General features: G+C 68.8%; 7 protein-coding genes. 5 read left to right on the top strand and 2 right to left on the bottom strand.

The window, feature by feature from the left end; genetic code table 11:
* Positions 1-68: 68 nt before the first annotated feature.
* Positions 69-1,007 (bottom strand): S1C family serine protease, encoded by a 939-nt coding sequence (locus CCS01_RS13760; RefSeq protein WP_104519384.1) that lies wholly within the window; start codon positions 1,005-1,007, stop codon positions 69-71.
* Between the two features lie 233 nt (positions 1,008-1,240).
* On the opposite strand from CCS01_RS13760, the gene CCS01_RS13755 reads away from it, so the two are divergent.
* The gene (locus CCS01_RS13755; RefSeq protein WP_104519383.1) at positions 1,241-1,597 is read left to right on the top strand and encodes a GxxExxY protein; all 357 of its coding nucleotides are present in this window, start codon (positions 1,241-1,243) and stop codon (positions 1,595-1,597) included.
* Between the two features lie 577 nt (positions 1,598-2,174).
* Here CCS01_RS13755 and CCS01_RS13750 read toward each other — a convergent pair.
* Positions 2,175-3,860: a methyl-accepting chemotaxis protein gene (locus CCS01_RS13750; protein ID WP_104519382.1), complete on the bottom strand. Its 1,686-nt coding sequence runs from the start codon at positions 3,858-3,860 to the stop codon at positions 2,175-2,177.
* A 551-nt stretch (positions 3,861-4,411) separates the two neighbouring features.
* Between CCS01_RS13750 and CCS01_RS13745 the strand changes: the two genes are divergently transcribed.
* From CCS01_RS13745 to CCS01_RS13730, 4 genes are all read left to right on the top strand, one after another.
* The gene (locus tag CCS01_RS13745; RefSeq protein WP_104519381.1) at positions 4,412-5,302 is read left to right on the top strand and encodes a S1C family serine protease; all 891 of its coding nucleotides are present in this window, start codon (positions 4,412-4,414) and stop codon (positions 5,300-5,302) included.
* Positions 5,299-5,835: a response regulator transcription factor gene (locus CCS01_RS13740; protein ID WP_239992154.1), complete on the top strand. Its 537-nt coding sequence runs from the start codon at positions 5,299-5,301 to the stop codon at positions 5,833-5,835. Before CCS01_RS13745 ends, CCS01_RS13740 begins: the two co-directional genes overlap by 4 nt.
* A gap of 1,373 nt (positions 5,836-7,208) precedes the next feature.
* Positions 7,209-10,253, top strand: a complete 3,045-nt coding sequence (locus CCS01_RS13735) for a PAS domain S-box protein (RefSeq protein ID WP_104519380.1) — start codon at positions 7,209-7,211, stop codon at positions 10,251-10,253.
* A gap of 802 nt (positions 10,254-11,055) precedes the next feature.
* Positions 11,056-14,073 carry a PAS domain S-box protein gene (locus CCS01_RS13730; protein WP_158258378.1) on the top strand — a complete coding sequence of 1,006 codons (3,018 nt, stop codon included), beginning with the start codon at positions 11,056-11,058 and terminating at the stop codon, positions 14,071-14,073.
* The last annotated feature ends 229 nt before the right edge of the window (positions 14,074-14,302 follow it).

The raw sequence follows: 14,302 nt of genomic DNA, 5'->3' as shown, positions 1-14,302 counted from the left end.
TTCTCCAGCCGTCGCCCTATCCTGATAGCCATAGGGACACGCCCGGCCTTGACGGAGAGACCGCCGCCTCAAGCCTCGGCCGGCGTCACCGGCAGCGTCAGTACCTCGGCCCGCCGCAGCAGCACCAGCGGCGCCGGGACACCGGCGCGCTCGGCCGTCAGCACGCGATGCAGGTCGTCCACCCCGGTGAGCGTCACGCCATCGAACGACAGCAGCACGTCCCCGGCCTGCAGTCCGGCCAGCCGTCCCGGCCCGTCGGCGGCCAGCTCGGACACCATCACGCCCGCGGCCTGCTGCAGCCCGTGGAACCGCCGCACCCGCAGGCTGATGGGCACGGTCTGCGCCGCCAGGCCGAGCCGGGAGCGGCGGACCCGGCCGTCGCGCATCAGCCGCGTCGCCACCCAGATCGCGGTGTCGATGCCGATGGCGAAGCAGATGCCCTGCGCCGGCGCGATCATCGCCGTGTTGATGCCGACGACGCGGCCGGCGCCGGACACCAGCGGGCCGCCGGAGTTGCCCGGGTTCAGCGGCGCGTCGGTCTGGATCACGCTGTCGAGCAGCCGCCCGGATCCGGTGCGCAGGCTGCGGCCGAGCGCGCTGACGATGCCGGCCGTGACGGTGCAGGTGAAGCCCAGCGGATTGCCGATGGCGACGACAAGCTGGCCGACGCGCAGCGAGGCCGAGACGCCAAGCTCGGCGTGCGGCAGTCCGGCGCCCGACAGGCGCAGCACGGCGATGTCGGTATCGGGGTCGTCGCCGGCGAGGGAGGCTTCGAAGCTCTGGCCGTCGGTCAGGCTGGCGCGCAGCCGGTGCGCCCGGGCGACGACGTGGCTGTTGGTCAGGACGTAGCCGTCGGGGGTGAAGATCACGCCCGATCCCTGTCCCGCGGGACGGCCGTCCTTCGCGAAGGCCATGACATGCACGACCGCCGGGCCGGCGCTGTCGAAGGCATGCGCCACCTGGGCGGAGTAGGGATCGAGATCCTGGTTGAAGGAGTCGAGCGGCATCGAAGGGGGTCCTTTCGGCGGGGGGAGATGGGGAGGCGAAGGACGCGGGCATACCCGGCCATGTGGCGGGGCCTGGGGTCGGGAGGATTCGTGGCGGCTTGTGGGGAGGGTCGCTGGCGGCTTCTGTGCCGTTCAGACTTTATTAATGTTTCGCACAGAGAAAATGGGAGGGCTTCAGAAAGCCGGAGAGCCGTGCGACAGGCGGAGGGTTCGGGATGTATGAGCATTAGGAACTGACCGGGCGGATTATCGGCCTGGCGATCGACGTTCACCGGGTGCTTGGGCCGGGGTTGCTCGAATCGGTTTATGCGGCCTGCCTGTGCCGGGACCTGAAGCGGGCGGGGATCGGATTCCAGCGCCAGGTCGCCATTCCGGTCACCTACCGGGGCGAAGTGCTGCCGTTGGCGTTCCGGGCGGATGTTGTCGTGGAGAATACCGTTATTCTTGAAATAAGGGCGGCCGCGGCCATCACGGCCGAGCATGAGGCGCAAGTCCTGACCTATCTACGCCTGAGCCACCTGCCGATCGGCCTGCTGATGAACTTCCATGCGCTGCGGCTGGTCGATGGCCTGCGGCGCTTCGTGGCCTGATCGGGAATTGATCCGGAGGATACAACAAACCCCAGGCAAGATGAGCCGGGAAACCCCGGGCAAGGTGAGCCTGGCCGACGTGCGCCTTCATTGGCATGGGCACCCTGCGGCCGCCATGACGGAAGGGACGGTTCGCTGCGCTCGGCCGCCTTCTGTCAGCGCCTGTGCGGACACGCCCGGCCGAAAGGGCCTGATGCAGAATAGCCGCTCCCATTGTCGCACGGACGGTCCAACCGTCCTGGCCGGTACCCGGGACAAGCCCGGGCACAGGCTCCGGGCCGCCATCCACGCCTGGCGGTGCTGATATCGGCAAAAGGCGTGGATGGTGGGCCTGCGCCCACCATGACGATGTAGACACGACCGCGCCGCCCATCCCGCTATTTCACGCCCATGGGGCCTCCGCCCGGCATGACGATCGGGGCTGGCCGCCCTTTGACCGCTTCCTTGGTAACGCCAACAGGCCCTCCGCCCCAAGCCCTCAGAGACGATCTCGCTTCGCCAGCGACCTTATCCAATGCGCATGGAGATGGCCCGGGTGGCCAGGTCCCGCATGGCCGCCCGGACGCCATGGCGCCTGCTACGCGGCCCTCACCTCGGCGACGAACCGGTTCACTTCGCCAGCCAGGGAAGACGCTTCCCGTGCCAGCTCGCCGGCGGACGTCAGAACCTGCGCGGCGGCCGTTCCGGTCGTTGCCGCGGCCTCGTTCACGCCAGCGATGTTGGCGGTGACGTCCTGCGTGCTGGCCGACGTCTGCTGCACGCTCCGGGCGATTTCCGAGGTCGCAACCCCCTGTTCCTCCACGGCGGCTGCGATGCCGGTGGCAATCCGGCTCACCGCTTCGATCGTACTGGCGATGCCTTGGATGGCGGTGACGGCTTCGGTTGTCGCGGTCTGGACCTGCGTGATCTGGCCGGCAACCTCGTCCGTCGCCTTGGCGGTCTGCGATGCCAGTCCCTTCACCTCGGCCGCGACAACGGCAAAGCCCTTGCCGGCATCCCCGGCCCGCGCCGCCTCGATGGTCGCATTCAGCGCCAGCAGGTTGGTCTGCCCCGCGATCGAGGTGATCAACCCGACCACATCGCCGATCTTCTGCGCCCGTTCCGCCAGGACACGCACGATCTTGTCGGTCCGGTGTGCCTCCTCGACCGCCTTGCCCATCATCTGGCTGGAATCGGCAACCTGGTGGCTGATCTCGGAGATCGACGTGGCAAGCTCCTCGGCCGAGGCGGCGACCGTCTGCACGCTCAGGCTGGTCGCCGAGGCGGCCGCCGTCACGGTCGATGCCTGGCTCTTGGTCTGCTCCGCCGTCGCCGACATCGACTGCGCCGTCGCCTCAAGCTGCGATGATGCCGACGAAAGCTGGCCGACCAGCCCACTGACCTGCGCCTCGAACGCCTGCACCAGACTGGCCAGCTTCGTGGCGCGTTGTTCCTTCGCGGCCCGTTCGGCCTCCTGCTCGGCGGCAAGCTGCCTGTTCCGGACCATGGAGTCCTTGAACACCTGGACCGCCTGGGCCATCTCGCCCACCTCGTCCCGGCGCTCCGTCGCCGGCACCGTGACGGTGACGTCACCCGCCGCCAGCCCGCGCATCGTCGCGGTCATGCCCTTGATCGGCGTCGCGACCGCGCGGGTAAGCGTAACCCCGCAGGCCAGGGCGATCGCCAGCGCCGCGACGCCGCCGCCCAGCGTCACCAGGCGCGTTGTGCCGAATGCGCGGTCCTCGTCCGCCGAGCGGATGGCGAGCAGGCCGCGCTCGGCCTTCTCGATCTCGCCCACCTTGGCACGGATCGCATCCACGGAGGCCTTGCCCGCTCCGCCGGCCTCGATGGCACGCGCCTGTTCGCGGGTTTCCGGTTTGCCCATCAGCGCGATTTCGCGCTCGGCAACATCGTTGCGCCAGGCCTGGGCAGACCGGTTCAGCTCATCCAGCCGCGCCTGCTGCGCCGGGTTGTCGGATGTCAGCTGCCTGATCCTGGCCAGGGCATCATCATAGGCGGCCCGTCCCTTCTGGTAGGGCTCGAGGAAATGCGTATCGCCGCTGACGAGGTACCCTCGGACGCCGGTTTCCTGGTTCACCATGCTGGCCGCGACCGCATCGGCGGTCTCCAGCACCTGATATGTATGGTTGGTCCAGCCGTTGCTCCGCTCGAGGAATCCGAGCTCGACGTAGATGGCCGCTCCGATCCCGGCAACAATTACGATAATGCTGGAGAATGCCAGGATCAGCTTGTTGGCGATCCTGAGATCGGTCAGACGGCGCATGAGTTTACAAAGCTCCGGGAAACAGGAAGCAAATTTCCGATGGCACGCCGATCGGCGCACATGGCGAATGGCGGTAAAACTAGCGATTGGGACATTGTTGCACAATCATTTTCGCCGTGTGGCGGCATTATTCCGTTGCTGTCGGTTACAGAATGATATTCCTCTGCTTCCGCAACGGCTACCGTTGTTGCAAGTGCAACCGTCCCGCCCGGCAGGATGGCGGCCGCGGCGGCCGGAACCTTGATGCGACCGGCCGGGACAATGGAAAATGAGCGGATGTCGCCACGAGAAGGACCCGGCCTATGCGCGGAGGCGGCGCCAGGGCGCCCCGGCCTTTGCCATGGGCACGCTCCGCCTGCGGTGACACCGGACGACTGGTGCCGAAACCGTTGCCGCAGATTCAAGGACCAAATGCCGCGATGGGCTGCAACGGGAAAACCCCTGCCGCACGATCACCCGGCCATCCGGCGGGGCCGGCGACCGGCTATCCGCCCGATGTCCAGCCGGCACGCCGGCGCGCAGGATGACGCCATGCAAGGAGGTACCACCGCATGGGCATGATTGACGATCTCTCCACCTCGCTCGCCGGGCAGGTGAACCAGGCCGCCCCGTTCGTCGTCGGCGTCCACACCGGCCATCGCCCTCACTCCGGCATCCTCTGGCGCCCCGACGTCGTGCTCGCCTCGGAACAGACGTTGCCGCGCGACCTGTCCGGGCTCTCGGTCCTCCGCGGCGGCCAGACCGTCGGCGCGAGCCTGGCCGGACGCGACACCGGCACCAACGTCGCGGTGCTGAAGCTGGCGACCCCGCTGGACGGCGCCCTGCCCTCGCCCACGCCCGACACGTCGCCTGTCGGCAGCCTCGCCCTGATCCTGGGCGCCGATACCGCCGGCCATCCCACCGCGCGCCTGGCCATGGTGCATGAGGTCGGCGAGGCCTGGCACAGCATGGCCGGCGGCCGGATCGACGCGCTGATCCGCCTCGACTGCCGCCTCGCCGCCGATGAGGGCGGGCCGGTGCTGACCCCGTCCGGCGCGCTGATCGGCATGTCCACCGCCGGGCCGCGGCGGCGGACCATCGTCATCCCGGCCGCGACCCTGGCGCGCGTGGTCGATCCGCTGCTGACCGAGGGACGCATCGCCCGCGGCTGGCTGGGCGTCGGGCTGCAGCCGGTGATGATCCCGGACGGCTTCCGCCAGAGCAGCGGACGCGACAGCGGCCTGATGGTGGTCAGCCTGGCCTCGGGCGCGCCGGCCCAGCTGGCCGGCATCCTGCCAGGGGACATCGTGCTGGACATCGACGGCACCCCGGTCAGCCGCCCGCGCTCGCTGGCGGCGTCGCTGGGGCCGGACCGCATCGGCCAGGCGGTGGCGCTGCGGGTGCTGCGCGCCGGCGCGCTGCAGACGATCAGCGTGACCGTCGCCGCCCGGCCGGCCTCGTGACCGAGCCGTCCGGCCTGCGGGTCCGCATCCACGCGGCGGACCCGGTGCGGCGGCGCGGGCTGGCAGCGATGCTGGAAGCCGCCGGCCACGCCGTCACCGATGACACGCCCGACGTGGAGCTGTGCGACCTGGCCCAGCCGCTGCCGCGGGAGTCCGAGGCGGCGGTGGTGGCGCTGGCCGCCAGCGTGCCGGCGGGCGCCGCGCCGGCCGGGCTGCTGCCGCCCGACGCCTCGGCGGCGCAGTTGGACGCGGCGCTGCGGGCGGTGGCGGCCGGGCTGCTGGTGCGCGCCGCCGGGATGCCGGAGACGCGCGGCTTCGCGCCGATCGAGGATGCGCCCCTGCTGACGCCGCGGGAGCGCGAGATCCTCGGCCTGATCGGCGAGGGCCTCAGCAACAAGGCGATGGCGCGGCGGCTGGGGATCTCGGTGCACACGATAAAGTTTCATGTGGAAGCACTGTTCGCCAAGCTGGACGCGACCAGCCGCGCCGAGGCCGTAACGAAAGGGCTGCGCGGCGGCATCATCGAGTTGTAGGCAGGCCGGAGGTTGCCCCTCGGGGCCGGGACGGGCTGTCGTTGCCGGTCCGTTGTCAACCGGCCCGGGACAAGCTGCGTGAGCGCTATTGCGTTGGCCTGCATCGACCTGAACGCCGGGTGCGGCGAAGGCGACGATCCTGGCCCGCCGGGCCTGTTCCGGCTTGCGGGCAATGACGCCCCTCCCGGCAGGCGACGTCCGGTTGACATGGGCAATGCCGATCGCCATTGAGCCACCGCGATCGCAGATCGCAACAAATTCTTCTCTGCGTGCTCTGCGCCCCACTCTGCGCGCTCTGCGTTTTAAAAATGCGGTCGTGCCACAAAGATCTGCGTTTCCAGTGAGTCGCCCAACCCCACACGCCGGTGGCGCCCCGGCCACCGCTTTTTGCAACGCAGAGTGCGCAGAGTGGGGCGCAGAGTCCGCAGAGAAGGGATTCGGATGGCCCATGGTCGCGATGGCCGCCGGGCCGTGGGCATCAAGGCCAGGGCATCCGGATGATTGCCATAGACGTGCAACGAAAACGTCACCGCGTCCGGCCAGCATGAAAGCTACCCCTCCGGCCGAAGCCATCGCAATATCGACATCGCCCATGGCTCCGGATTCCCCCAGGGCGCATGCGCACTCTGTATCGGAACAACAATAAGCCAACACCGGGCAACGGGAGGCATGGCTCACGCCGAGGATTGCAGCCCCCGTGCCGCGGCAGGTCACCCGGACAAGCCGGACCATGACGGATAACGAACGTCCTTGGCCTTCGCCAACACATTGAATTGTGGAGCAGTTTCGAGAGGCGCGTACGCCCTGGCGGGCCCCAGCACAAAGCGGGCTGCTCAATGCCCCCCGTTGCCCCCGCGCCACGATGCCCCCCGAGGCATGGCAGCGCAGCGTCCCGTCTCCGCCGTGCCGTCCGATCCAGGACGACAAGTGCCGGATCCGCAGGACAAGCGGACAGCCGGCGCGACGGCCCTGTCGTCAGGGTGGCTGCCCGGGCCATGTCCGGGTGGCCGCCATGGCAGGAAGCGGCAGCCTGCCCCGCTCCATCTGATGCTGGCCGGCGACGAAATCGCGAAGGACGGTACTTATAAGAAATGAACCGGCGCGGCCCCTGCCGCCGCTGAGCGATGCTCCCGCTCGTTGCAGTTGATCACGGGATCACAGCGTGGAATTTTTCACGTTCATGCGCGGCAATTCTGTCGACAACGCCGCGCGCCCCCGCCTATAAGCCGGACGAACAGTGAATTCAGCCAGGAACATTCGCCCGAATCGCGATTGGCCGACCCCGTCATTGAGGCATTTATTACGTTGCGAGATGGTATAATCGCCACCCGTCACCGCGGCAGGCAAGGCAGCGGCGGCGGGCCGACGAGGGAATGCGCCGCCTCGTCATGACGCATGCGGACAGCCAGCCAGAGCCGCCCGGGCCGCTCAAAATCTTCTCGCTCCGCCGCCGCGCCACATGGGGGGTCGCCGCGATCGCCGTGCTGGTCATGGCAATGGGGCTCGGCGCCCGCCACGTGATCCGCGACCGGGAGCGCAGCGCCAACGAGGCCGTTGCCCAGTCCGACCATGCCCAGGCATTGATCGCGACCCTGGGCGACCTGCTCATCGGCGCGGATGACGCGGAAACCGGGCAGCGCGGCTTCCTGCTGACCGGCAAGCCGGCCTACCTCGGCCCCTACCACCACGGCATCGCGGCCACCCGGCGCGCTGCCGCGAGGGCACGCGACCTGGTTGCCGGCAATCCGCGCCGGCAGGATCGCCTGCGGGCGCTGGAAACCCTGCTCTACAACAGGCAGGCGGTGCAGTCCCATACGATTGACCTGGCGCAGGCGGGCGACCGGGCCGGCGCCGTCGCCGTCGTCAACACCGACGAGGGCCAGCACCTGATGGATGCCATCCGCGCCACGGTCGCCGGCATGGTCGCGGATGAGCAGCAGGTCCTCCAGCAGCACCGCGCCGAGCGGCAGCGGTCGCAGCACTGGTCGGGCTATCTTCTGGCCGGCCTGCTCGCCGCCGCGGCCGGCGGCATGGCACTGGGCGCTGCGACCGTCGCCTGGCTGCTCTCCGCGGTCACCGCTCGGAAGGACGCCGCGGCCGCGGCCGATCGGCGGCGGCTGCTGGCGATGATGGACCTGGCGGCGATCATGGTGCGCGACCTGAACGGCACGATCCGCTTCTGGTCCGCCGGCTGCCAGGCGCTGTACGGCTACACGGCCGGAACTGCCGTTGGGCAGTCGTCGCACGCTCTGCTGCAGACCGTATTCCCGGTGCCGTTGGCCGAGATCGAGGCCGCCCTGTTGCAGGACGGGCACTGGAGCGGCGAACTGCGCCACCGCAGGCAGGACGGCGCCGAGGTGACCGTCATCGCCCACAAGGCAATGCGGCGCGAACCCGACGGCCGCAACCTGGTCATGGAAAACGTCACCGACATCACCGACCTGCGGCGGGCCGAAGCCGCGCTGCGCATCAACGAGGCCCGGCTGCGGCTGGTCCAGGCGGTGGGCGGCGTCGCCTACACCGACCAGCGCTCGCCGGCTGACGCCGCCCTGGTCTCGCCGGAGTACGCCCGCCTCTACGGCCTGCCGCCCGGGCAGACGCATATTTCCGTTCAGGAATGGGCCGCCCTGGTGCATCCGGACGACGAGGACCGGCTGCGGTCCGAAACCGGCGCGCTGTTCGCGCAGGGCGGCAGCCTAGCGACGGAATTCCGCATCCGCCGCCCGAACGGCGCCGTCCACTGGATCGCCATGCGGGTCGAAACGTTCCCGCACGCGGACGGCACGCCGGGACGCGTCGTCAGCGCGCATCGTGACATTACCGAAATCGTCCGGGCCCGCGAGGAACAGGCCTCCCGCGCGGCGGAGCTGGAGCGTCTGGTGGCCGAGCGCACCGCCGCGCTGGCGGAAGCCGAGGCCCGTTTCCGCGCCATCTTCGACTCCCAGTTCCAGATGATCGGCCTGCTCGACCCCGACGGCACCGTGCTGGAAGCCAACCAGACCGCCTGCGAAATCACCGGCCTGGCGCCCGGGCAGTTCGCCGGCCGCCGCTTCTGGGACGGGGCCGAGTGGCCGGACACCGAGCGCGCCCGGCTGCGCCAGGACGTTTCCGAGGCCGCCGCCGGCACGTTGATCCGCCGCGAGGTCAGGATCGTCGACGCCGGCGGGCACGGCCTGTGGATCGACTTCTCGCTGAAGCCGGTGCGCGACGCGGCGGGCCGGGTGGTGTGGATCATCCCCGAGGGCCGCGACATCACCGAGCGCCGCAGCCTGTCGTCGCAGCTGGCGCAGGCGCAGAAGGTGCAGGCGCTCGGCCAGTTGGCGGGCGGCATCGCGCACGATTTCAACAACATCCTGCAGGCCGTCGAGGGCGCCGCCACGCTGATCGAGCGGCGGCCCGAGGATATCGACAAGTCGCGCCGCCTGGCCCGCCTGGCGATCGAGGCCACGTCCCGCGGGGCCTCGATCACCCGGCGCCTGCTGTCCTTCGCGCGCAAGGGCGAGCTGCGCACCGAGGTCCTGTCCACCGCGGCGCTGCTCGGCGACGTACGCGAGGTGCTCGCCCACACCCTTGGCACCGTGATCACCGTCCGCTGCGTGGTGCCGCCGGACGTGCCGCCGGTGGTGGCCGATCGCGGGCAGCTGGAGACGGTGCTGGTCAATCTGGGGACCAACGCACGGGATGCCATGCCGCATGGCGGCACGCTGACCCTGGCGGCCGCGGTCGAGACCGTCGCCGCCGGCGCGCCGCACCCGGCCGGGCTGGCGCCGGGGAACTATGTCCGGCTCAGCGCCGCCGACACCGGGGACGGCATGGATGCGGCGACCCTGGCGCAGGCGACCGAGCCGTTCTTCACCACCAAGGCCGCCGGCCAGGGCACCGGCCTAGGGCTGCCGATGGTCAAGGCGTTCGCCGAGCAGTCCGGCGGGGCGATGGCGATCGACAGCGCCCCCGGCGCCGGGACGACGGTGACGCTGTGGCTGCGCCAGGCCGGGGACACCGTGGTGCCGTCCCCCGGCGAGAAGCCCGGCCGGACGGGAGGCCTGGATGCCTCGGCGCGGGTCCTGCTGGTCGACGATGACGACATGGTGCGCGAAACCATGGCGGCGCAGCTGGAGGAACTCGGCTTCACCATGCTGGTGGCGTCCGGCGGCGCCGAGGCGCTCGCCCTGCTGGAGGCGGGCGAGGTGGTCGATGCGCTGGTCAGCGACCTGTCGATGCCGGACATGAACGGCGTGACGACGATCGAGCGGGCACGGACGATGCGCTCGCGGCTGCCGTGCTTCCTGCTGACCGGCTATGTCGGCGAACGCGCGGCGCTGGAGGCGGAAGACAGCTTCACCCTGGTGCGCAAACCGGTTTCCGCCCAGGCCCTGGCGGCGCGCATCGAGGCGGCGCTGGCGGCGGGGCCGGGGTAGAGCGAAATCGGCATGATTCGATAGCAGTCCCCCAGCCCGCCCGCGGGCACCACGACGGATGAAAATGGGCAAGGCCGGCGCCTCCCCGTCATGGTGGGCGCAGGCCCCATTGGCGTTAAAATAGCGTGGCGGCGGCACGATGCTTGCCATTCCGTCATGGCCCGGCTTGTCCGGGCCACCTATTCCAGCACTGTGCCGCGACAGGTGGCCCGGACAAGCCGGGCCATGACGAGGAGGCAACAGCCAGCCCTGTTTCAACGCCAATGGGGCGCAGGCCCACCATCCACGCCTTCTGCCGATACCAGCACCGCAAGACGTGGATGGCGGCCCTTCGGTCGCCATGATGGGCTAAACCAGGCGTGCGGCAAAGACGTCAAGCGTTTGCCCTGATCGCGTGTAAAATCGCCGGCAGTTCGTTGGTAATACGGACAGATAAGACAACGCGCTCGTTCCGACTCACTTATTAAATATTCGCGCATGGCCGTTGAATCTCGCCGCCAGCCAATGCGGAACGGTGTTTGCACTATCTTAAAGCCTCCCATTCTGACTGGATTTTTCATAAGCCTACAAATAAATTCATTCGACATGATCTTGAGTCCGCATTTATAAGAACAAGCGATCACCATCAGGATTCCTGTTCCGAGCGGATATTGTTCTACGCCACACGCACCGTGTGCGTCATGGCGCTCATCATTCTGCGAGGGAATGCGGGATCCCAGGAATCCCGGCTACCATTTCGAATGTGGAAAAAGGCGTGACTGAGATCCTGCCTTCCAAAAGCGTCATCACCTCTGATCCCCCCATGCAAGGGCTGCCGGCCGGCGCCGCCCCCCATCGTCTGAGCCGCCAGCGCGCCATCTGGATGCTCGCCACGATCCTGCTGATGGTCGTGGCGATCATGTTTGGCGCTCACCGGGTCATCCTGGATCGGGCGCAGAGTGACGATGCCGCCGCGGCCTGGGCGGTTCATTGCCAGGAGGTTGTCGCCGGCCTGAACGGCATCGTGACCGGCGCGGACGAGATCGAAACAAATCAGCGCGGCTTCCTGCTGACCGGCAAGACGGCCTACCTTGTCCCCTATGACCGTGCCATCGAAACGGTTTGGCGCAACTTTTCCCGGGTCCGTGATCTCACCGCCGACAATCCGCGCCAGCAGCAACGCCTCCTGGCCCTGCAGGACCTGCTGCGAAGCAGGCAGGCGGAACTCGCGCATACAATCGAGCTGGCAGAGAAAGGTGACAGGACCGGCGCGCTCGCCGTCGTCAATACGGATCAGGGACTGCACCTGATGGACGCCATCCATGGCAGGATTGCGGAGATGACCGCCGCGGAGCAGCGGTTGCTTCAGGCGCGGCAAGCCGAGCTGGCGCGGACCCACAGCGTATCGCAGTCGATCCTGGGCGGGCTGCTCGCAGTCGCGGCGGGCGGCATCGCGCTGGGTGGCGCCGCGTGCGCCTGGCTGCTGACCCTGGCGACCGCCGCGAAGCGCGAGGCCCTGCTGGCCGAGCGGCAGCGACTGCTCGACATGATGGACGGGGCCGTCATCATGCTGCGCGACTTCGACGGCACCATCCGCTTCTGGTCCGAGGGCTGCCGTGACCTGTTCGGTTGGACGGCGGAACAGATCATCGGACAATCCTCGCACGCGCTGCTGAAGACGGTTTTCCCGGCGCCGCTCGACGACATCAGGGCCGCCCTGCTGCGGGACGGCAGCTGGCGCGGCGAGCTGCACCACCGCAGGCAGGATGGCACCGAGGTGATCGTTTTCTCCCACAAGGCGGTACGACGCGAGGCTGACGGCAGGCTCACGATCATGGAGAACGTCACCGACATAACCGACAGGCGGCATGCGGAGACAGCCCTGCATGACAACGAGGCCCGACTGCGCCTGGCGCAGACAATTGGCGGTATAGGCGCCACCGACAGGACACTGCCCGACGGGCAGACCGTCGTTTCGGAGGAGTTCGTGAAACTCTATGGCCTGTCATCCGGTCAGACCCGGCTCGCAGCGGCGGAATTTCTCGCGCTCGTTCACCCGGACGACTGCGCCCGGATGAAGCAGGAAGCTGACCGCGTCTACCGGATGGGGGGCACGTACGCCACCGAGTTCCGCATTCGCCGTCCCGACGGCGCCGAGCGATGGGTGAGCCTGCGCACCGAGATATTTCTGGGGAAGGATGGCAAGCCGCGGCGCGCGATCAGCGCGCAACAGGACATCACCGAGCTTGTTGCCGCCCGTGAGGCACAGGCGTCCCGCGCGGCGGAACTGGAGCGGCGAGTGGCCGAGCGCACAGCGGCGCTGGCCGAGGCCGAGGCACGGTTCCGCGCGATCTTCGAATCACAGTTCCAGTTCATCGGCCTGCTCGCGCCGGATGGGACGCTGCTGGAAGCGAACCGCACAGCCCTGGAGGTTGCCGGGCTCTCGCGCAAGGACGCCATCGGCCGTCCATTCTGGGAAACCGGCTGGTGGCCGGAGAGCGAGCGCGAGCGGCTGCGCCAGGAGATCACCCAGGCTGCCCGGGGCGCCGTCATTCGCCGCGAGGTGACGCACATCGGCGCCGACGGACGCGAGATCTGGGTCGATTTCTCGCTCAAGCCAGTGCGGGATGTGGCGACGGGCGAGATCACCGGGATCATCCCCGAAGGGCGCGACATCACCGAGCAGCGCAACCTGGCCGCCCAACTCGTGCAGGCGCAGAAGGTGCAGGCGCTCGGCCAGCTTGCCAGCGGCATCGCCCACGACTTCAACAACATCCTGCAGGCGGTCGAGGGCGCCGCCACGCTGATCGAGCGGCGGCCGGAGGATCTCGAGCGGACCAGACGGCTGGCGCGGATGGCGATCGACGCCACCGGCCGCGGCGGCTCGATCACGAAGCGCCTGCTGGCCTTCGCCCGCCGCGGCGAACTCCATGCCGAGCCGCTGCCCACCGCCGAACTGCTCAACAATATCCGTGAGGTGCTGGCTCATACCCTGGGCACCACCATCGTCGTCCGGAGCATCGTTTCACCCGAGGTTCCGTCGATTTTCGCCGATCGCGGGCAGCTGGAGGCGGCGCTGCTCAACCTCGGCACCAACGCCCGCGATGCCATGCCGGACGGCGGCGTTCTGACGCTGTCGGCCGCCGCCGAACAGGTCGCCGCCGATGGCCCGCATCCCGCCGGGCTGAAGCCTGGGGCCTATGTGCGTCTCAGCGTCATCGACACCGGCACTGGCATGGATGCGGCAACCTTGGCACAGGCGACCGAGGCGTTCTTCACCACCAAGCCGCTGGGAGAGGGCACAGGCCTTGGGCTGGCCATGGCCAAGGCCTTCACCGATCAGTCAGGCGGGGCAATGGCGATCAGCAGCACTGCCGGCCAGGGGACGACGGTCACGCTGTGGCTGCGCCAGACCATGGATGCCACCACAGCCGTGGCCGGCAGGGCAGATGATCGGAAGGCCCCGCTCAACGGCCCGGTGCGTGTTCTTCTGGTCGATGACGACGACATGGTCCGTGAGACGCTGGCAGCCCAGCTTGAGGATCTCGGCTTCCGGATGCTGGTGGCATCCGGCGGCGCCGAGGCGATTGCCCTGCTGGAGGCGGCCGAGGTGGTCGATGCGCTGGTCAGCGACCTGTCGATGCCGGACATGAACGGCCTGACGACGATCGAGCGGGCGCGCACGATCCGCGCGCGGCTGCCGTGCTTCCTGCTGACCGGCTATGTCGGCGAGCGTGCGGCGATGAAGGCCGGCGATGCCTTCACCCTGGTGCGCAAGCCGGTCTCTGCCCAGGCCCTGGCCGCGCGTATCGAGGCGGCGCTGGCGGCGGGGCGGGGGTAGCCGAGCGGCGCTGGCAGGTGCCGGCGGCACGGTCGTTGCCCTTTCGTCATGCCAGGCGAAGGCCCGGCATGACGTTATGGCAACGGATGCCGCTAACTTACGGATCCGATCGTCATTATCTTTGCCATGATAAACAAGGCACGGTGATCATCGCACAGCCATCGCGACCGCAGGGGGCAACAAATTCTTCTCCGCGTGCTCTGCGCCCCGCTCCGTGCGCTCTGCGTTT

It is taken from the genome of Rhodopila globiformis (genome assembly GCF_002937115.1).
GTDB classification, from domain to species: Bacteria; Pseudomonadota; Alphaproteobacteria; order Acetobacterales; family Acetobacteraceae; genus Rhodopila; species Rhodopila globiformis.
Note: the sequence above shows the minus strand (reverse complement) of the source record. Positions and strands in the feature narration are given on the sequence as shown.